Origin of the sequence: Mycobacterium sp. OAS707, assembly GCF_014873705.1 — a bacterium.
GTDB lineage: Bacteria > Actinomycetota > Actinomycetes > Mycobacteriales > Mycobacteriaceae > Mycobacterium.
In genome coordinates this window covers 1,806,453-1,824,573 of the sequence record NZ_JADBDS010000001.1, presented here as the reverse complement: position 1 = coordinate 1,824,573, position 18,121 = coordinate 1,806,453, and the positions used below count along the sequence as shown (strand labels likewise).

Sequence of the window (18,121 nt, the reverse complement as noted above, 5' to 3'; positions counted from 1 at the left end):
TGGCATGCTGACCGAGCTCGTCGAGGTGCCGGGCGGGTCGTTTCGGATGGGCTCAACGCAGTTCTATCCGGAAGAGGCGCCGGTGCACACGGCGACCGTCGGCGCTCTGGCCGTCGAGCGTCACCCGGTGACCAACGCCCAGTTCGCGGAGTTCGTCGCCGACACGGGATTTGTCACCGTCGCCGAGCAGGCCCCGGATCCTGCGCTGTACCCGGGAGCCGCCGAGCAGGATCTGGTTCCCGGCTCGCTGGTGTTCCAGCCAAGCAGCGGCCCCGTCGATCTGCGTGATTGGCGGCAGTGGTGGGCGTGGGTCCCCGGCGCCGATTGGCGACATCCGTTCGGCCCCGGCAGCGGAATCGACGACCGGCCTGACCATCCGGTGGTGCAGGTGGCCTATCCGGACGCCGTTGCCTACGCGCGCTGGGCAGGTCGTCGCCTGCCCACCGAGGCCGAGTGGGAGTACGCCGCTCGCGGCGGGGCGACCACGGTGTACGCCTGGGGAGAGGACGTGACGCCGGGCGGTCAGTTGATGGCCAACACGTGGCAGGGGCGATTTCCCTTCCGCAACGATGGCGCACTCGGCTGGGTGGGCACGTCGCCGGTCGGCACCTTCCCGCCGAACGGATTCGGCCTCTTAGACATGATCGGCAACGTGTGGGAGTGGACGACGACACAATTCTCCGCTCACCACCGGCTCGACGGTCCCATCGAATCCTGTTGCGGGCCATCAAGTCCTGACCCGTCGGTGAACCAGACGCTCAAGGGCGGGTCGCACCTGTGCGCCCCAGAATACTGCCAGCGGTATCGTCCGGCGGCCCGCTCGCCGCAGTCACAGGACAGCGCGACCACGCATATCGGATTCCGTTGCGTGGCTGACCTTTAGTCCGCGCCGGCCTGACGGCCGAAGCGCACCGCAAGCCGCCGAAACGCACCTGGCGCCACCGCGCGCACGGTCGGCGCGATTCGAAGCCAGCGTGGCCGCCACTCTTCGGCACGGTCGCGCTCGACCGCTCGGACGACAGCGTCGGCAACCGTCCGCGCCGGAATCGGCCGGGGCCGCGAGCGCGCATACGGAGCGCCGCGGGTTTCGAAGAAGCCTGTGTCGACGACGCCCGGAACGACGACGCTGACGTTGACGCCAGATCCGGCGGTCTCGACCCGCAGGCTGTCGGCGAACGTGTCGAGGCCCGCCTTGGTCGCCGAGTAGACGGCTTCACCTGCGACACCGGTGCGTCCGGCGATCGACGTGACGAAACAGATTGCGCCGCGGCGCCGTTCGATCATTCCTGGCAGAAGCGAGCGGGTGAGCTCGATCGCGGCGAGCAGATCGACCTCGACCAACCGCCGAATCACGGCCACGGACATCTCGGATACGGGTCCGAGATAGCCGAACCCGGCGTTGTTCACCAGGACATCGACGCGTCCATATGCGGCTAGCGCGGCGGCGGCAAGCCGTTCGCGGTCCCCGGCTGAGGCCAAGTCGGCGATCACGGCCCGGCCGCCGATCTCGTCGGCGATCTGAGGGGTCCGTCGCGGGTCGCGGCCGTGCACCAACACGTGTGCGCCCTTCGCCGCGAATTTGGCCGCCGCGACCTGGCCGATGCCCGCCGACGCACCAGTGACCAGCACCACCGCGCCGGTTAGTTGCATGTCAACCATGATCAACCGGGAGAAGCGGAATCGTCGACGAATCGGCGCGGTACAGCAGGCGGGTGTTCGATGCGTTGGCCAGGCCGACGATCCCGAGCGTTGTCAACAGTCCGGACACTGCGATCGTCGACAGCACGGCCGGATCGCGCGGAGCGGGGGCATCGAAAGCGAGGATGCCCAACACGAAGCTGGCGACGGGATTGGTGACGCTCATGGCCGCGACGGCGGGTGGCAGCGGACCGCTGGCAAAAGCTATCTGTACCAACAACATTCCACTCAGCGCGGTGGCGGCCAACCCGTACACGGGCCAGTCGAAAACCACGGCCGCTGCCCCGCCGCGGTACAGGTCTTCGACCGTCAGCTTCAGGTACACGGCGTTGAGCGCGTGGCACAGGCCCGCCGCGACTCCGACGAGCAGCGACGGGAAAACGTGTCGGCTCAGCTGCCGAAGTACGACGACGCCGCTGACGACACAGACCGTCGCCATGAACACGCGGTTGCGGTGTGGCTGGGCCGTCAGCGACGACGCATCGGCCACAACCAGCAGCACCAGGCCTGCGCACACGGCTAGCGCCGACACCCAGTCACGCCGCGACGGCCACCGGCGCTGCTCGCCCGAGGCCAGCGACAGCACGAACACCAGTTGGGCGGCCATCAGCGGTTGAACCGCGGCCACCGACCCGAGCTTCAGCGCCACCGCCTGGGTGCCGACGCCGCTCAGGTTCGTCAGCCAGCCTGCCAGCCAGACCCTGCTTCGTAGCAGCCGGGAAAACAGCCGGGTGACCCCGGATGCGTCGCGCAGTGATGCGGCGTCGGTGCCGACGACCGTGCGCGCCGCCCGCTGCTGCATGAACGCCGACAGGGCGAACAGGAACGCGGCCGCCAGCGCCAGCGCGGCGACTGCGAGCATGGTGCCCAGTCTGACCGGATGTAATACGCCCAGGTGAACGCCTGAAAGACGGCAGGTGTTGACGATATTTCGGGGTGTGCCGCCCCCCGCTCACCGCGAACGTGGGTTACCCGCACGCTTCAGGGCCAGAATGTGTGCGGGTAACCCACGTTCGCGGCACAGATGAGGTGACCAGCGGCGATTTGGTTCCTCGCAGGTCCTCACCTAGAATCAACGGGTTGCCTTGGGCAGACCTCGGTCGTCGTAAGAAGACCCTGCGTGCCCTTCGGAAACAGCAAGACCGCGCATGTCAGGTCGGAATCTGCCATGCACACATTAACCAGGTCGAGGAGATCGAGTGATTCAGCAGGAATCGCGGCTGAAGGTCGCCGACAACACGGGCGCCAAGGAGATCTTGTGCATCCGTGTGCTCGGCGGCTCGTCGCGGCGCTACGCCGGCATCGGCGACATCATCGTGGCAACCGTCAAGGACGCCATCCCCGGTGGCAACGTCAAGCGGGGTGAGGTGGTCAAGGCCGTCGTCGTGCGCACCGTCAAGGAGCGCCGCCGCGCCGACGGCAGCTACATCAAGTTCGACGAGAACGCCGCCGTCATCATCAAGGCGGACAACGACCCGCGTGGCACGCGCATCTTCGGCCCGGTCGGCCGGGAACTGCGCGAGAAGCGCTTCATGAAGATCGTCTCGCTCGCCCCGGAGGTGTTGTAGATGAACGTCCACAAGGGCGACACCGTGCTCGTCATCTCGGGCAAGGACAAGGGCGCCAAGGGCAAGGTCCTGGTGGCCTACCCCGACCGCAACAAGATCCTCGTCGAGGGCGTGAACCGGATCAAGAAGCACACCCCCGTTTCGCGCACTGAGCGCGGGGCGTCCTCCGGCGGCATCGTCACCCAGGAAGCGCCGATCCACGTCAGCAACGTGATGTTGCTCGACTCCGACGGCAAGCCAACCCGCGTCGCCTTCCGCCGCGACGACGAGACCGGCAAGAAGGTCCGCGTCGCCAAGACCAATGGCAAGGACATCTGAGATGACTACCGCTGAGAAGACTCTGCCGCGGCTCAAGCAGCGCTACCGCGACGAGATCCGCGACTCGCTGCAAAAAGAGTTCAACTTCGCCAACGTCATGCAGATCCCCGGCGTGGTAAAGGTCGTCGTCAACATGGGTGTCGGCGACGCCGCCCGGGACGCCAAGCTGATCAACGGCGCGGTCAACGACCTCGCGCTGATCACCGGCCAGAAGCCGGAGATCCGCAAGGCGCGCAAGTCCATCGCGCAGTTCAAGCTGCGCGAGGGCATGCCGATCGGCGCGCGCGTCACGCTGCGTGGCGACCGGATGTGGGAGTTCCTCGACCGGCTGATCTCGATCGCACTGCCGCGTATCCGCGACTTCCGCGGCCTGTCGCCCAAGCAGTTCGACGGCACCGGCAACTACACCTTCGGCCTGACCGAGCAGTCGATGTTCCACGAGATCGACGTCGACTCGATCGACCGGACGCGTGGCATGGACATCACCGTCGTCACCTCGGCGACGAACGACGACGAAGGACGAGCGCTGCTGCGCGCCCTCGGCTTCCCCTTCAAGGAGAACTGAACAGATGGCAAAGAAGGCTCTGGTCAACAAGGCCAACAAGAAGCCCAAGTTCAAGGTGCGCGGCTACACGCGTTGCAATAGGTGCGGTCGCCCGCACGCGGTATACCGCAAGTTCGGGCTGTGCCGCATCTGCCTGCGCGAGATGGCGCATGCCGGCGAACTGCCCGGCGTCCAGAAGTCCAGCTGGTAAGCGAACCAGACCACAACATTCGAAACAGGTTGCGGTAGGCCCCAACTGAGGGAACCGCCGCGAGGAAGGTGAACCGGCTGTCATGACCATGACGGACCCGATCGCAGACTTCTTGACACGTCTGCGCAACGCCAATTCGGCGTACCACGACGAGGTGACCCTGCCGCACAGCAAGATCAAGGCGAACATCGCCGAGATCCTCAAGGCGGAGGGCTACATCACCGACTACCACACCGAGGATGCCCGCGTGGGCAAGGCGCTGGTAGTGCAATTGAAGTACGGCCCGAGCCGTGAACGAAGCATTGCGGGGCTGCGCCGGGTGTCGAAGCCAGGCCTGCGCGTCTATGCGAAATCCACCAATCTGCCCCGCGTTCTGGGCGGCCTCGGCGTGGCGATCATCTCCACGTCATCGGGTCTGCTCACCGACCGCCAGGCAGCACGACAGGGCGTGGGCGGCGAAGTCCTCGCTTACGTCTGGTGAGGGGGAAGTAGACATGTCGCGTATTGGTAAGCAACCGGTCCTGGTGCCGTCCGGGGTCGACGTAACGATCGACGGCCAGAACGTGTCGGTCAAGGGACCGAAGGGCACGCTGGAACTTGCGGTCGCCGAGCCGATTTCGGTTTCGCGCAACGACGAGGGCGCCATCGTGGTGACCCGGCCCGACGACGAGCGGCGCAACCGCTCGCTGCACGGGTTGTCGCGCACGCTGGTGGCCAACCTCGTCACGGGCGTGACCGAGGGCTACACCATCAAGATGGAGATCTTCGGCGTCGGCTACCGCGTGGTGGCCAAGGGCAGTGACCTCGAGTTCGCCCTCGGCTACAGCCACCCGGTACTGATCAACGCACCGGAAGGTGTCACCTTCGCGGTGGAGACGCCGACGAAGTTCTCGATCACGGGTATCGACAAGCAGAAGGTCGGCCAGATCGCGGCCAATATCCGCCGCCTGCGGAAGAGCGACCCCTACAAGGGCAAGGGCATCCGCTACGAGGGTGAGCAGATCCGCCGCAAGGTCGGAAAGACGGGCAAATAGGTCATGGCAACTAAGACAACTGAGTCCGCGCGTAAGCCGGTGGGCCAGAACATTTCTGCGACCAGGCGGGTCGCGCGACTGCGTCGGCACGCCCGGCTCCGCAAGAAGATCGAGGGCACGGCCACCACGCCGCGTCTGGTGGTCAACCGCTCGTCGCGGCACATCCACGTGCAACTGGTGGACGACCTCACCGGCACCACGCTGGCAGCCGCGTCGTCGATCGAGGCCGACGTGCGCGCCGTCGACGGTGACAAGAAGGCCCACAGCGTGCGGGTCGGACAGCTGATCGCCGAGCGCGCCAAGGCCGCAGGCATCGAGCAGGTCGTGTTCGACCGCGGCGGCTACACCTACGGTGGCCGCATCGCGGCGCTGGCCGACGCGGCTCGCGAAGGCGGGCTGAAGTTCTAATGACTGTTAACGAGAGGACTGCATGATGGCCGAGCAGGCTGGCGCCGCTCCGGCGCAGGACAATCGCGGCGGTCGCGGTGACCGCGACGGCCGGGGTCGACGTGACGACCGTGGTGGCCGTGGCGGCCGCGACGGTGGCGAGAAGAGCAATTACCTTGAGCGCGTCGTCGCGATCAATCGCGTGTCCAAGGTCGTCAAGGGTGGCCGGCGGTTCAGCTTCACCGCCCTGGTGATCGTCGGCGACGGCAACGGCATGGTCGGCGTCGGCTACGGCAAGGCCAAGGAAGTTCCCGCCGCGATCGCCAAGGGTGTCGAGGAGGCCCGCAAGGGCTTCTTCCGTGTCCCGCTGATCGGCGGGACCATCGTCCATCCGGTCCAGGGTGAGGCCGCAGCTGGTGTGGTAATGCTGCGCCCGGCGAGCCCGGGTACCGGTGTGATCGCCGGTGGCGCGGCCCGCGCAGTGCTGGAATGCGCTGGCGTGCACGACATCCTGGCCAAGTCGCTGGGTAGCGACAACGCGATCAACGTGGTGCATGCCACCGTCGCCGCACTGAAGATGTTGCAGCGCCCGGAAGAGGTCGCGGCACGCCGCGGGCTGCCCATCGAGGATGTGGCGCCGCCCAGCATGCTGCGGCAGCGCCGGGAGGCCGACGCGCTGGCCGCGGCGGCCGCACGTGAAGGGTCCGCATAACCATGGCAGAGCTCAAGATCACCCAGGTGCGCAGCACCATCGGTGCGCGCTGGAACCAGCGCGAAAGCCTGCGGACGTTGGGGCTGCGGAAGATCCGCCAGTCCGTCGTCCGTGAGGACAACGCGCAGACGCGCGGTCTGATCAAGGCCGTGCATCACCTCGTCGAGGTTGAAGAGGTATAGCAATGACCATCAAACTGCATGACCTGAAGCCCGCCCCGGGCTCGAAGACCGCCAAGACCCGCGTGGGTCGCGGCGAGGGCTCCAAGGGCAAGACCGCCGGCCGCGGTACCAAGGGCACCAAGGCCCGCAAGAACGTCCCCGCGACGTTCGAGGGCGGCCAGATGCCGATCCACATGCGGCTGCCGAAGCTCAAGGGCTTCCGTAACCGGTTCCGCACCGAATACGAGGTCGTCAACGTCGGCGACATCAACAAGCTGTTCCCCAAGGGCGGCGACATCGGTGTCGACGAGCTGGTGGCCGCCGGTGCGGTGCGCAAGAACTCGTTGATCAAAGTGCTCGGTGACGGCAAGTTGACCGTGAAGGTCAACGTCACCGCACACAAGTTCAGCGGCAGTGCCCGCGACAAGATCACATCCGCGGGCGGTTCCGCGACCGAGCTTTAGTTCGCGCACTGGGCCCCGCACGCTTAGGCGTGGCGGGGCCCTTTTGCGTTACTGGCCCCAGTTGAAGCAGCCGACGCCGGGCACGCAGCCGCCGCCGCCCCATGGGCCGCCGTGGCCGCACACGCCCTCAGCGGTACAGCCGCCGCCGCCCAACGGGCCGCCGTTGCCGCACGTGCCGTCTGGCGTACAGCCGCTGCCGCCCTGCGGACCGCCGTTGCCGCAGGTGCCCTGATAGCAGCCGTCACCGCCGGGGTCGAGCGGAATCGTGATGCCGGAGATGCCCGCCGCCGCCGCATAGGACTCCGCGGCAGCCACCGGCGCCGCGAAGATTGCCGTCGCGGCCGCACCCGCCATGACCAGCGGTGCAACAAATTTCAGTCTCGCGATCATGATTCCGGTTTTACCACCAAGATCACAAACTTAAAACAGCTAATTTTCAGCAACAGCTGTGAGTCAGCTGAGCTGCGGGATCACTTCCGCAGCAAGCCGTTCCATCTGCTCACGGTCCTCGGCGACGGTCGCACCAACCGGGTTGAGCAGGATCATCTCGGCCCCGGCGTCGATCACCTCGCGAAGCCCGCGGACCACGTCGGCGACACCGCCGTACACCGGAACCGCCGAAAAGTCGATGCCCGGCAAGTCGCCATAGATGCGGTCCAACCCGGCGAGTACCCGCTCACGGGCGCGCGCAGTGTCGTCGTCAATGGTCAGGTAGACGCGCTTGGCGATTCTGAATTGCGTTGCGTCCTTACCTTGTTCGTCGAGTTCGCGATGGACGACCTTCACCGCTTCCGCGAAGTTGGCCGTGGTCGACGAGCCTGCGCCCATGAAGGCGTCGCCCAGACGCACCGCGCGGGCAACGGCCTTCGGTGCACTTCCGCCGAACCACAGGGGCGGGTGCGGGCGTTGTACCGGCTTCGGCTGAATCTGCAGACCTTCGACATCGCGGAAGCGGCCGTGAAATGTCACCGTCGGACCGTCGGACCAGGCCGCCTCCATCAACTCCAGGCCCTCGGTGAAATACCTGACGAACGTGGCCTTCTCGACGCCGAACGCCGAAAACGGCCGGAAGTTGCCGCCATGACCGATGCCGACGTCGAGTCGGCCGTGGCTGAGCTGGTCCACCGCGGTGATCGCGGATGCCAGCTGAAGCGGGTCGTGCATAGAGGTGATGAGCACCGCGACTCCCAGCCGCAACCGGGTGGTGTGCGCAGCGGCCCATGAGAGCAATTGCAGGGGCGCGAGAGATGGTGCGGGACCGACGATTTGCTCCAGCGTCCAGCCGCCTTCGAACCCGAGCTCTTCAGCCCGCTCGAGATAACTGCTCGTGCCCTCGGCGTCGAAACCGTCCGCTGCGCGCTGGGGGATCGAAATGGAAAAGTCCATCCATCTACCGTAAGCGTGTGCCCGACATCGTCGAGAGGTATCTGAACGCGATCGCGTCGCACCATTGGGACGTAGTCGACGAGTGCATAGCCGGCGACATCGTTCGCGTCGGGCCCTATGGGGACCGCTATGCCGGACGTGACGAGTATCTCGCCTTCATTGCCGACCTGATGCCGAGGCTCGAGGGCTATGAGATGAAACTCGAGCGGGTGACCTATGCGAGCGATGCGCTGGCATTCGTCGAGCTCAGGGAAACAGTCGAGGTCGACGGCAAGCCGATGGTCACCCCGGAAGTGCTCGTCTTCGGGCTCGACGGCGACGGGCGCATCGCGCGCGTCGACATCTACATCCAGACGCAGGCGGGCTAGCACCCGCGCATCGGTACGCTCAAATCATGTTTGCTTTCCTGTCCGGCATCCCTGGCGCCGACGAGCTCCGCAATCTGGCCCAGCGGGTAGACACCGCTCGGCATCACGGCGTTCCGAGCGGGTGCGTGCTCGAACTGGATCTCCAGGCGATGCCGCACGAGACCGGTGGGTTCGATCCGCTCGCGATGATCGTCAGTGGCGGCAAACCGCTGCTGTTGCGCGAAGCCGTCGCAGCCATTCATCGCGCCGCCGAAGACCCACGGGTGGCCGGGCTCATTGCACGCGTGCAGATTCCCGCCGCGGCTGCCGGCCCGGTGCAGGAACTGCGCGACGCGATCACCGCCTTCAGCGATGTCAAGCCGTCGCTGGCGTGGGCCGAGACATATCCCGGCACGCTGTCGTACTACCTGGCTTCGGCGTTCCGTGAGGTGTGGATGCAGCCGTCGGGGACCGTCGGACTCATCGGTTTCGCCACCAACGCGCTGTTTCTGCGCGACGCGCTCGACAAGGCCGGCGTCGAGGCTCAGTTCATCGCACGTGGCGAATACAAGTCCGCGGCAAACCTTTTCACCCAAGACCGATATACCGACGCGCATCGCGAGGCTGACAGCCGATTGATCGAGAGCCTGCGCTCCCAGGTGTGGCAGGCCGTCGCGGCGTCACGTCATCTGGACGCCGCAGAGGTTGACGCGCTCGCCGACAAGGCACCACTGCTGCGCGACGACGCCGTCACCGGACGGCTGGTCGACCGCATCGGCTTCCGTGACGAGGCCTACGCGCGTATCGCTGAACTCGTTGGCGCACCGGGCATTTCGCCCGAGACCGGGGATGCCGACTCCGACGACGCACCGCCGCGGCTGTTTCTGTCGCGGTATGCACGCGCCTCCGCGTCTCGGCCGATGCCACCAACGCCGCCGATGCCGGGACGCAAGGCGAAGCCGAAGATCGCCGTGGTCACGCTGCACGGCCCGATCGTCAGCGGCAGGGGTGGACCTCAGCTGTTGCCGCTGGGCGGCTCGAACGCAGGCGGTGACACGATCGCGGCGGCCCTGCGTGAGGCCGCCGCCGACGACTCGGTGTCGGCGATCGTGTTGCGGGTGGACAGCCCGGGCGGCTCGGTCACCGGCTCGGAAACCGTATGGCGCGAAGTGAATCGGGTGCGCGACGGCGGTAAACCCGTCGTCGCATCCATGGGTGCGGTTGCGGCGTCCGGCGGGTACTACGTGTCGATGTCGGCCGACGCCATCGTCGCGAATCCGGGAACGATCACCGGTTCGATCGGTGTGGTCACCGGCAAGCTGGTGGCGCGCGAGCTCAAGGACCGCCTCGGTGTCGGATCGGATTCGGTGCGCACCAACCCCAACGCCGATGCGTGGTCGATGAACCAGCCGTTCACCGACGAGCAGCACGCTCACGTCGAGGCAGAGGCCGACCTGTTCTACACCGACTTCGTCGAGCGGGTGGCCAAGGGCCGCAAGATGACCGTCGAGGCGGTCGACGCGATCGCGCGCGGCCGGGTCTGGACCGGTGCCGATGCGTTGGAGCGGGGACTGGTGGACGAACTCGGCGGGTTGCGTGCGGCTATCACCCGCGCGAAGGTGCTGGCCGGACTGGAACCTGACGCCGATGTCCGCGTGGTCGGTTACCCCGGTTCGTCGCTGATGGACATGCTGCGGCCCAAGGCGTCATCGCAGCCCGCTGCCGCGTCGTTGCCGGACGCGGTCGGCGCGCTTGTCGGCCGCTCGGTGGCCGGCGTGCTGAGCCAAGCCGAACAATCGTTGACCGGCGTCAGCGCCCTCTGGCTCGGCGATTACCGCTTCTAACCGTCACCGAATAGGCCAGCCTGGAGGGATGGCGTTCGCTGCGCACGGAAAACGGGTGCTGATCACCGGCGCGTCATCCGGGGTGGGCGCCGCGCTTGCCCGGGCACTCGCCGCGGATGGGGCGATCGTCGGGCTGATCGCGCGTCGGGAGGGACGACTGGCCGAGGTGCTCGCCGGTTGCCGGGAGACGTCGCCCGACTCGCGGATGTGGGTGGCCGACGTCGCCGATGACGCCGGTGAGTTGGGGCGCCAGGTTTGGGAGGCGCTTGGCGGGCTCGACGTTCTGGTCAACAATGCGGCGGTGCCGAAGCGCCGGGCCGTTTCTGCGTTGACGCCCGACGAAGTGGAAGCCGTGATGCGGGTGAACTTCTTCGCCCCGATGCGGTTGACGTTGGCGGTGCTGCCACGAATGCTCGAGCGCGGTTCGGGGATGATCGTGAATGTGTCAAGTGTCGGCGGCCGGCTTGGCATCATTCATGAATCTGCTTACTGTGCAAGCAAGTTCGCGCTGTGCGGCTGGAGCGAGTCGCTCGCGGTCGATCTGTACGGCTCAGGCGTAGCGGTAAAGCTGATCGAGCCCGGGCCTGTCGACACCGAAATATGGGACCAGCCCGACAACGACGATCCGATCTACGACGGACCCAAGTTCGGCCCGGATGAGGTCGCCGCCGGCATCATTGCCGCGCTCGGCAGCGACAGGTTCGAGCATTACGTCCCTGACATGAAGGCGGTAGTCGACCTCAAGAACGCCGATATCGACACCTACATCGCCGGAGCGGCGGGTATGGCATGAGGGCGTTGGTCTTTGGCGTGCCGCCTGAACCGCTTGAGGCGCCCGATGCTCTCGCGCAGTCGCCGGTCGGTTTGCGTGACGTGCCAGATCCTGTTCTGTTGCACGATGATTGGGTGATCACCCGGCCGCGGCTGACGGGTATCTGCGGCTCGGACTCCAAGCAGATCCTGCTCGACTTCGGCGAGGGTGACGCGGACAACGCGTTGGCGGCGTTCTGCTCCTTTCCGCAAGTGATGGGCCACGAGGTCGTCGCCGATGTGGTCTCACTGGGCCCAGCGGCGCGCGGACTCGAGCCAGGACAGCGCGTCGTGCTCAACCCGTGGCTGTCGTGTGGCCCGCGCGGCATCGAACCCCATTGTGCGGCATGCGAAGTCGGCGACTACAGCCTGTGCTGGAGCTTCACCGATGGCGACATCAAGCCCGGCATCCACACCGGCGTATCCGCCGACGCAACCGGGGGATACGCCGAATTGATGCCGGCCCACGACAGCATGTTGTTCGCGGTGCCGGATTCGGTGCCCGACGAAGTCGCGGTGTTCGCAGACCCGTTCTCGGTGTCGCTGCATGCGATCACGCGACATCCGCCTCCGCCGTCGGGCCGGGCCGTCGTGTACGGCGCGGGCTCTCTGGGGCTGTGCGCGGTCGCCGTGTTACGGGCGCTGTATCCGCAGGTGGCGATCGCGGTGGTGGCGCGGTTCGAGGCCCAGGCGGCATCGGCGCGTCGGATGGGCGCGGACCTCGTGTTGGCGCACGAACCCCGACTGGCCGTCGTTGAAGAAGTGGCGGCGTGGGGCGGGGGACGGTTGCGCCAGCCGTTGCAGGGCCTGCCGATGGCGTATCCCGGTGCGGTCGACGTCGTCTATGACACGGTCGGCAAGCCGGAGACGTTCGAAGTGGGCGTGCGCGTGCTCAAGGCGCGAGGAACGCTGGTGAAGATGGGTGTGCACGCGCCGGGACGGTGGGAGTGGAGCCCGCTGTACTTCAAGGAGATCAGCTGGGTGGGCTCCAACGCGTTCGGCGTCGAGGAAGTCGAGGGCAGGCGTAAGCACGCCATTGCGCACTACCTCGAGCTGGTTGTCGACGGCCGAGTTGACCTGCGCCCCATGCTGACTCACACCTTCCGGCTCGAGCAGTGGCGAGAGGCATTCCTTGCAATCGCGAATCAGGGAGAGAGCGGCGCCGTCAAGGTAGCCTTCGATTTTCGCTAGGCGGACCGATCGCGCCATTCCCGTGGCGATGCCCCGTGGGTGCGGCGGAACTGCCTGCTGAAATATCCAGGATCTGAGATGCCCACGCGCCGAGCGATTTCCGCGACCGATAATTCAGTTTCAGACAGCAGGCCGCGGGCTTCGGCCATGCGGCGTTCGATGATCCACTCCTGTACGGTGCGTCCGGTACGTCGGCGCACGACGGTAGTCAAATGCCCTGGCGTCACTCCCAGTTCCGCCGCGACGTCGCGTAGCGACAGCGGCTCGCTGAGGTGTCGATCGATCACCGTGAACACCTCGGCCAGCAGGGGTTCGCCGCTTCGTCTGAGGTCGCCTACCACGTCACTGGCCAGGCGTGCGACGTCGATCAGCAGAAGTGTCAGATGTGCCAGTGCCGCCTGCCGGTAGCCCTCGTCGCGGGCGGCCAGTTCGGTCTCGATCGACGCGATTGCGGCGGACCACAGCGGTTTTCGCGCCGAGGGCACCGTCAGCTGAAGCAGTCCGCTGGGCTGGCCGTGGACGAACGGGAACAGCAGTGGGTGTGCACGCCACGACGGCCACGGCGATCGTCCGTCGCCGTCGAGCGCGGCAGGATCGAAGAACACGCCTAGCCCGCTGTCCCGGTGCGGAACCCGGTTGGGGTCGACGGCCGCGCCCGGTGCCACCACGTACACCACTCCAGCCGCATCCGAGTACCAGAGCACCGGGAAATCGTGGATGTGCACCTCGTGCTCGAGGATGCCGTCGGCTCGGATGACCGAGACAGGAGGCGTGTCGGAGTCGGCCCGGTATTGATAGACAGGCACTCCGTTGCGATGACGGACCACCCGAGACGGCGAGGGCATATGACCAAAGATAGTCCAACTATTGCCGATGATCACCTAACACCTTTGTGTAACTTCAGGCAACTATGGATCATATGACCGAACATCGTCCACATACGGCCACCGAACATGACTACATTCCCGCCGCCGGTCGCGATGCATTCCTACCCGGCTATGACCTGCTGACGCGGGCACTGGGCATGCACAAGGGTTACGACGCGCTTGTCGCGCAGGCCGATCTAACCGACGGGTTGCGGGTCCTCGAGATCGGGTGCGGAACGGGCAACGTCACCCTCCGTGCCAAGCGGGCCGCACCGAGAGCGGACGTGGTGGCGACCGATCCCGACCCGCTCGCTCTCGCGCGGGCGCAGCGCAAACTCAGCGGACTGCCCGGTGTACGTTTCGAGCGCGCCTACGCGCAGCAGTTGCCATTTGAGGAGGGTGAATTCGATCGGGTGCTGTCGTCGATGATGTTGCATCACCTGGACAACGACACGAAAGCTGCTGCGGCAGCGGAGATGTACCGCGTCCTGCGGCCAGGCGGCATTGTGCATATTGTCGATATCGGCGGCCCGATGACGGCTGGCGATGGATTCATGGCACGCCGCATGCTCCGCAATCCGCACATCGTCGGCAGCCTCGGCGACGCGATCCCCCGGTTGTTGCGGTCGGTCGGGTTCGACGCGAGCGTGGTGGCTTCGCGACCGCAGCGCTTCATCGGACGGTTGACGTTCTATCGCGGCGTGCGCACGTCCTAAGCACCCACGCGAGCGACCGCTTTTGTACGGAATTCGACGGCGTGTCGTGGGCAGACACGGTCGCTCGCGGGATAGGCGACTACATCGGGTTTTGGCGCAGGTAGCCGTACACCGCGCCGAAGTTCTGGTTGACCTCATCGGGAATCGGCACGGGTCCGCCGAGAGCCCGCGCGCCCCAAACAATTTGGGCTGTCCGCTCGACCAGCGCCGTCACGTGCAACACCTTGTCGGGGCGCGGGCCCACCGCAACTAGTCCATGGTTAGCGATCAATGCCGCTGCGCGGCCCTCCAACGCCTTCACCGCGTTGGCTCCAACATCCGGTGTGCCCGACGCCGCGTAATCGGCGCAGCGAATCTCACCGCCGCAGTACACCGCGAACTCATCGACGGCCGCAGGGATCGGTTGGTGGGCGACGGCGAACATGGTGGCCCACACCGGATGGCTGTGGATCACGCTGCCAATGTCGTCGAAGGCTTGGTAGCACGACAGGTGCAGCTTCATCTCCGACGACGGTGCCCGGCCCTCCTTGGCCTCTAGGACAGCACCGTCGGGGTCGACCACGACGAGGTCTTCCAGCGCCATGTCGGCGTAGTCGACCGACGACGGCGTGATGACGAGGTTGCCGTCCTCCCTGCGCGCGGAGATGTTGCCCGCGGTGCCCTCGACCAGTCCGCGCCGCAGCATGTCCTTGGCGGCGGCCAGCACTGCGTCTGCCGCGTTGTCGACGAACCTCATCGATCCAGCACCTCCGGGTTGACGATGTGCGCGGGCATGCGTCCGGACAGGAGCGACTCGACGCCGTCGGCGACGACCTGAGCCTGCCGGGCCTCAGTGTTCCACGTAGCTCCACCGATATGCGGTGTCAGGACCACGTTGGCCATGCCCACAAGTGGGTGATCCGTCGGCAGCCACTCACCGACGAAGTGGTCGAGCCCCGCGGCGGCGACCTTGCCACTGCGCAGCGCGTCGACAAGGGCGTCGGTGTCGTGCAGCTGGGCCCTCGCGCTGTTGAGGAAGACGACGCCGTCGCGCATCGCCCCGAATTGTGCCGCTCCGATCATGCCGGCGGTCTCGTCGGTCACCGGCGCGTGCAGCGACACGATGTCCGATTCGGCGAGCAGGTCGTCGAGGCTGTGGCTGGCGTCGTCGTTGTAGGGGTCGTACGCGATGACATTGGCCCCGAGCCCTTCCAGCCGCCACTTCAGGGCCCGCGCCACCGCGCCGAGCCCGACCAAACCTGCGGTCTGCCCCGCCACCTCCCACGCCCGGAACCGCTGGTAGGGGATTGTGCCGTCGCGAAACGCCTGGCCCGCCCTGACATCTGCGTCGGCGGTGAGCAGGTGACGGGTGACGCCGAACAGCAGCGCGATCGTCATCTCGGCAACGGCGTCGGCATTGCGACCCGGGGTGTAGAGCACCGGGACACCGGCCTTTGTGGCGGCTGAGACATCGACGTTGTTCGGGTCGCCGCGCGTCGAGGCGACGACCCGCAGGGGCAGGTCGAACACTGGCCCGCTGACCGAATCGCTCTCGACCACAAGCACATCCGCGTGCTCGGCCGACGCCCGCTCGGCTAGTTGTTCGGCGGAGTAGATCCGCAGCGGTGTCTGGTCGATCCAGGGGTCGTAGACGACGTCAGCCAGCTCGCGCAGCTTCTCGAAACCGGGTCCGCGCAAAGGAGCTGTCACGAGGGCCCGAAGTCGCGTCACGAATGATCATGCTGGCGTACGGTGGCCCGGGTGTCAGCAAAAGCGGTCACAATCGGCATCGACATCGGCACCACCGCCGTCAAAGCCGTGGCCGCCGATGAGGACGGCCGGGTGGTCGCCAGGACACGGATTCCTCATCAACTCCGGGTGCCCGCTCCCGACTGTCTCGAGCACGATGCCGATGAGGCGTGGCGGCGCGGGCCGTTGGCCGCAGTCGAGCAGTTGGCCAGACCCGATGCCGCCGCGGTGGGCGTGACGGCGATGGTGCCGTCGCTGACCGCCGTCGATGACATCGGTCGGCCGGTGACATCCGGTCTGCTCTATGGCGACAGCAGGGGCAGGGGAGCGGCGTTCGGTGACGCGTCGATGTTCTCCGGCGAGACCATCGAGTTCTTGCGCTGGACGGCGCAAAAGGCACCCAATGCCTTGGGGTACTGGCCTGCAAGTGCGGTCGCGAACCATGCGTTGGCCGGTGACGCAGTCATCGACAACTCCACCGCGAGCACGGCCTATCCCTTGTTCGACGGCACCCGTTGGGACGAGGAACGGTGCGCGAACTGCGGCGCGACGGCCGACCGCATGCCGAACGTCGCGCCGACGGGCACCGCCATCGGGCATCTGCGCGGTAGTGACGTTGTGCTGGCGGCGGGTTCGGTCGACGCACTGTGTGAGCAGCTGGTCGCCGGTGCTGATCGGGATGGCGATGTCGTTGTGCTCTGCGGCACCACCCTGATCGTGTGGATCACCATTCCCGAATACCGCGAAGTGCCGGGGCTGTGGACCGTGCCGCACTCGACGGGGGGCAAGTTTCAGATCGGCGGGCCGAGCAACGCGGGCGGCCTGTTCCTCAGCTGGGTGGATCATCTTGTGGCCGAGGATAATTCGGTGGTCGACCCGGGACGCGTGCCGGTGTGGTCGCCGTATGTGCGCGGCGAGCGCGTACCGTATCACGACCCGGATCGCCGTGCGGTGCTCGACGGTTTGAACCTCACGCACGGCGGGGCTGCGGTGCGTCGCGCGGGCTATGAAGCGTCGGGTTTCGTTGTGCGCCAACTCATCGAGTTGAGTGGGGCGCCCGCCGCGAGGATCGTGGCCACGGGCGGCGGCACGCGGGTCCAGCCGTGGATGCAGGCGTTGGCCGACGCCACCGGCCTGCCTGTCGAGGTGTCCGCCGTGCCTGAGGGCGCGGCGTTGGGCGCAGCCTTCATCGGCAGGATCGCGGCCGGCTTGGAGACCTCGATTACCGACGCGGTCCGGTGGGCGTCGACGGATCGCATCCTCGAACCAGATCCGTTGTGGACCAACGCAGTACACGACCGCTACGTCCGCTTCCGCGGACTCGCGGGACCGTGAGCTGAGCCAGTCACGCGTCGGCCAAGAAGTCCTTCCACCGGCCCCCGGCGTGTTCGATCCGCTTCGGCGCTCGTGAGTCACCGTCGCTGCGGCGGGCTGGTTGGCGCAGACCGAGCATGCGTCGACCGAGGCCGGCGAGTTCCTCGACAAGTGACCGCTCGTCTATGTCGTCTGGTGCGCCGGTGGCCGCGCCGGCAAGCCCAGTGAAAACGGCTGTGGCCTTGATGACGCCCGTGGGACCTGAGTCGAGTTGCATCAGCAGTGTCAGCTGACGTGTGATCAGGTCGCCCCATTCCGGTTGTGACTGCAGTACCTGATGAACGCTTGGATCAAAGACCATGACCGCGGCGAGCGACCGGTTCTTGGCGACGACACCCGCGAAGCCCTGCACCATGGCATCCATCCGAGTCCGCGGCGTCTGCTGACCCTCCGCCGTCTCAACGACCAGCCGGATCTGTTGTAGGAGTGGCTCCATCAGCGCGATGAGCAGCTGATCGCGGGTTCGGAAGTGGTAGTAGATGGCTGCCTTCGTGAACCCGAGTTCGTCAGCGATCATCTGCAGCGACGTGCCGGCGAAGCCGTGCTGGCTGATCAGCGCCACCGCGACGTCCAGCAGCCGCTGCCGGGTGTCGATCGTGTTGTCGGCACCGTCGATCTTGGCGGATGTCACTGCTCACCTCCTGTGGAGTAAGTGAACCACGCCCCAGACGATCGGCAAGTTATCGCCATACAAACGGTCATTAGGGGCTTGACACTCGACAAGCACCAGCTTTACGGTCAGCAAGTACACACTTTACGATC

General features: G+C 66.4%; 25 protein-coding genes. 17 read left to right on the top strand and 8 right to left on the bottom strand.

Annotated elements, in window-relative coordinates; translation table 11 throughout:
- The first annotated feature begins 4 nt into the window (after positions 1–4).
- Positions 5–883: a formylglycine-generating enzyme family protein gene (locus tag GGC64_RS09115; RefSeq protein WP_192722054.1), complete on the top strand. Its 879-nt coding sequence runs from the start codon at positions 5–7 to the stop codon at positions 881–883.
- Here GGC64_RS09115 and GGC64_RS09110 read toward each other — a convergent pair.
- Complete coding sequence (locus tag GGC64_RS09110; RefSeq protein WP_225951219.1) at positions 880–1,650, bottom strand: SDR family oxidoreductase; 771 nt, start codon at positions 1,648–1,650, stop codon at positions 880–882. The two genes, GGC64_RS09115 and GGC64_RS09110, sit on opposite strands and share 4 nt — an antisense overlap.
- 1 nt (position 1,651) lies before the next feature.
- Complete coding sequence (locus GGC64_RS09105) at positions 1,652–2,560, bottom strand: DMT family transporter (RefSeq protein ID WP_192722052.1); 909 nt, start codon at positions 2,558–2,560, stop codon at positions 1,652–1,654.
- A 337-nt stretch (positions 2,561–2,897) separates the two neighbouring features.
- Between GGC64_RS09105 and rplN the strand changes: the two genes are divergently transcribed.
- The 10 genes from rplN to rplO all read left to right on the top strand — a co-directional run bounded on the left by rplN (position 2,898) and on the right by rplO (position 7,097).
- Complete coding sequence (gene rplN / locus GGC64_RS09100; RefSeq protein ID WP_015305035.1) at positions 2,898–3,266, top strand: 50S ribosomal protein L14; 369 nt, start codon at positions 2,898–2,900, stop codon at positions 3,264–3,266.
- Positions 3,267–3,584, top strand: coding sequence for a 50S ribosomal protein L24 (gene rplX / locus GGC64_RS09095; RefSeq protein ID WP_192722051.1), 318 nt, complete (start codon positions 3,267–3,269; stop codon positions 3,582–3,584).
- A 1-nt stretch (position 3,585) separates the two neighbouring features.
- Complete coding sequence (gene rplE, locus GGC64_RS09090; RefSeq protein WP_192722050.1) at positions 3,586–4,149, top strand: 50S ribosomal protein L5; 564 nt, start codon at positions 3,586–3,588, stop codon at positions 4,147–4,149.
- Between the two features lie 4 nt (positions 4,150–4,153).
- On the top strand, positions 4,154–4,339 hold the full coding sequence (locus GGC64_RS09085) for a type Z 30S ribosomal protein S14 (RefSeq protein ID WP_006245130.1): 186 nt from the start codon (positions 4,154–4,156) through the stop codon (positions 4,337–4,339).
- An 82-nt stretch (positions 4,340–4,421) separates the two neighbouring features.
- Positions 4,422–4,820, top strand: a complete 399-nt coding sequence (gene rpsH / locus GGC64_RS09080) for a 30S ribosomal protein S8 (RefSeq protein WP_192722049.1) — start codon at positions 4,422–4,424, stop codon at positions 4,818–4,820.
- 13 nt (positions 4,821–4,833) lie between these two features.
- Entirely contained in the window at positions 4,834–5,373 is a 540-nt protein-coding gene (gene rplF, locus GGC64_RS09075) for a 50S ribosomal protein L6 (RefSeq protein WP_192722048.1), read from the top strand.
- Positions 5,374–5,412: 39 nt separating this feature from the next.
- A complete protein-coding gene (gene rplR / locus GGC64_RS09070; RefSeq protein ID WP_192722471.1) occupies positions 5,413–5,781 on the top strand; it encodes a 50S ribosomal protein L18 in 369 nt (122 codons plus the stop codon).
- Positions 5,782–5,806: 25 nt separating this feature from the next.
- Complete coding sequence (gene rpsE, locus GGC64_RS09065) at positions 5,807–6,472, top strand: 30S ribosomal protein S5 (protein WP_192722047.1); 666 nt, start codon at positions 5,807–5,809, stop codon at positions 6,470–6,472.
- A gap of 2 nt (positions 6,473–6,474) precedes the next feature.
- Positions 6,475–6,654 (top strand): 50S ribosomal protein L30, encoded by a 180-nt coding sequence (rpmD, locus tag GGC64_RS09060; RefSeq protein ID WP_192722046.1) that lies wholly within the window; start codon positions 6,475–6,477, stop codon positions 6,652–6,654.
- A 2-nt stretch (positions 6,655–6,656) separates the two neighbouring features.
- A complete protein-coding gene (rplO, locus tag GGC64_RS09055; protein WP_192722045.1) occupies positions 6,657–7,097 on the top strand; it encodes a 50S ribosomal protein L15 in 441 nt (146 codons plus the stop codon).
- A 48-nt stretch (positions 7,098–7,145) separates the two neighbouring features.
- Here the strand turns inward: rplO and GGC64_RS09050 are convergent, their stop codons facing one another.
- Complete coding sequence (locus GGC64_RS09050) at positions 7,146–7,487, bottom strand: PE-PGRS family protein (RefSeq protein ID WP_192722044.1); 342 nt, start codon at positions 7,485–7,487, stop codon at positions 7,146–7,148.
- A 63-nt stretch (positions 7,488–7,550) separates the two neighbouring features.
- A complete protein-coding gene (locus GGC64_RS09045) occupies positions 7,551–8,483 on the bottom strand; it encodes an LLM class flavin-dependent oxidoreductase (RefSeq protein ID WP_192722043.1) in 933 nt (310 codons plus the stop codon).
- Between the two features lie 17 nt (positions 8,484–8,500).
- Here GGC64_RS09045 and GGC64_RS09040 point away from each other — a divergent pair, with 17 nt between their 5' ends.
- Genes GGC64_RS09040 through GGC64_RS09025 form a run of 4 tightly spaced genes read left to right on the top strand, consistent with a single transcriptional unit; the run spans position 8,501 to position 12,675 of the window.
- Entirely contained in the window at positions 8,501–8,851 is a 351-nt protein-coding gene (locus GGC64_RS09040; RefSeq protein ID WP_192722042.1) for a nuclear transport factor 2 family protein, read from the top strand.
- A 26-nt stretch (positions 8,852–8,877) separates the two neighbouring features.
- Complete coding sequence (gene sppA / locus GGC64_RS09035) at positions 8,878–10,674, top strand: signal peptide peptidase SppA (RefSeq protein WP_192722041.1); 1,797 nt, start codon at positions 8,878–8,880, stop codon at positions 10,672–10,674.
- Positions 10,675–10,702: 28 nt separating this feature from the next.
- Positions 10,703–11,467, top strand: a complete 765-nt coding sequence (locus tag GGC64_RS09030; RefSeq protein WP_192722040.1) for an SDR family oxidoreductase — start codon at positions 10,703–10,705, stop codon at positions 11,465–11,467.
- The gene (locus GGC64_RS09025) at positions 11,464–12,675 is read left to right on the top strand and encodes a zinc-binding dehydrogenase (protein ID WP_192722039.1); all 1,212 of its coding nucleotides are present in this window, start codon (positions 11,464–11,466) and stop codon (positions 12,673–12,675) included. The genes GGC64_RS09030 and GGC64_RS09025 overlap by 4 nt, the downstream gene beginning before the upstream one ends.
- Here GGC64_RS09025 and GGC64_RS09020 read toward each other — a convergent pair.
- On the bottom strand, positions 12,672–13,520 hold the full coding sequence (locus tag GGC64_RS09020) for an AraC family transcriptional regulator (protein ID WP_192722038.1): 849 nt from the start codon (positions 13,518–13,520) through the stop codon (positions 12,672–12,674). The genes GGC64_RS09025 and GGC64_RS09020 overlap by 4 nt on opposite strands.
- Positions 13,521–13,594: 74 nt before the next feature.
- Here GGC64_RS09020 and GGC64_RS09015 point away from each other — a divergent pair, with 74 nt between their 5' ends.
- A complete protein-coding gene (locus GGC64_RS09015; protein WP_370582032.1) occupies positions 13,595–14,257 on the top strand; it encodes a class I SAM-dependent methyltransferase in 663 nt (220 codons plus the stop codon).
- Positions 14,258–14,336: 79 nt separating this feature from the next.
- Here GGC64_RS09015 and GGC64_RS09010 read toward each other — a convergent pair whose 3' ends face one another.
- Positions 14,337–14,993: an L-fuculose-phosphate aldolase gene (locus GGC64_RS09010; RefSeq protein ID WP_192722036.1), complete on the bottom strand. Its 657-nt coding sequence runs from the start codon at positions 14,991–14,993 to the stop codon at positions 14,337–14,339.
- Complete coding sequence (locus GGC64_RS09005) at positions 14,990–15,967, bottom strand: NAD(P)-dependent oxidoreductase (RefSeq protein ID WP_192722035.1); 978 nt, start codon at positions 15,965–15,967, stop codon at positions 14,990–14,992. The genes GGC64_RS09010 and GGC64_RS09005 overlap by 4 nt, the downstream gene beginning before the upstream one ends.
- 30 nt (positions 15,968–15,997) lie before the next feature.
- Here GGC64_RS09005 and GGC64_RS09000 point away from each other — a divergent pair, with 30 nt between their 5' ends.
- On the top strand, positions 15,998–17,320 hold the full coding sequence (locus tag GGC64_RS09000) for an FGGY-family carbohydrate kinase (protein WP_370582031.1): 1,323 nt from the start codon (positions 15,998–16,000) through the stop codon (positions 17,318–17,320).
- 10 nt (positions 17,321–17,330) lie between these two features.
- Here GGC64_RS09000 and GGC64_RS08995 read toward each other — a convergent pair whose 3' ends face one another.
- A complete protein-coding gene (locus GGC64_RS08995; RefSeq protein ID WP_369434928.1) occupies positions 17,331–17,990 on the bottom strand; it encodes a TetR/AcrR family transcriptional regulator in 660 nt (219 codons plus the stop codon).
- Between the last annotated feature and the right edge of the window lie 131 nt (positions 17,991–18,121).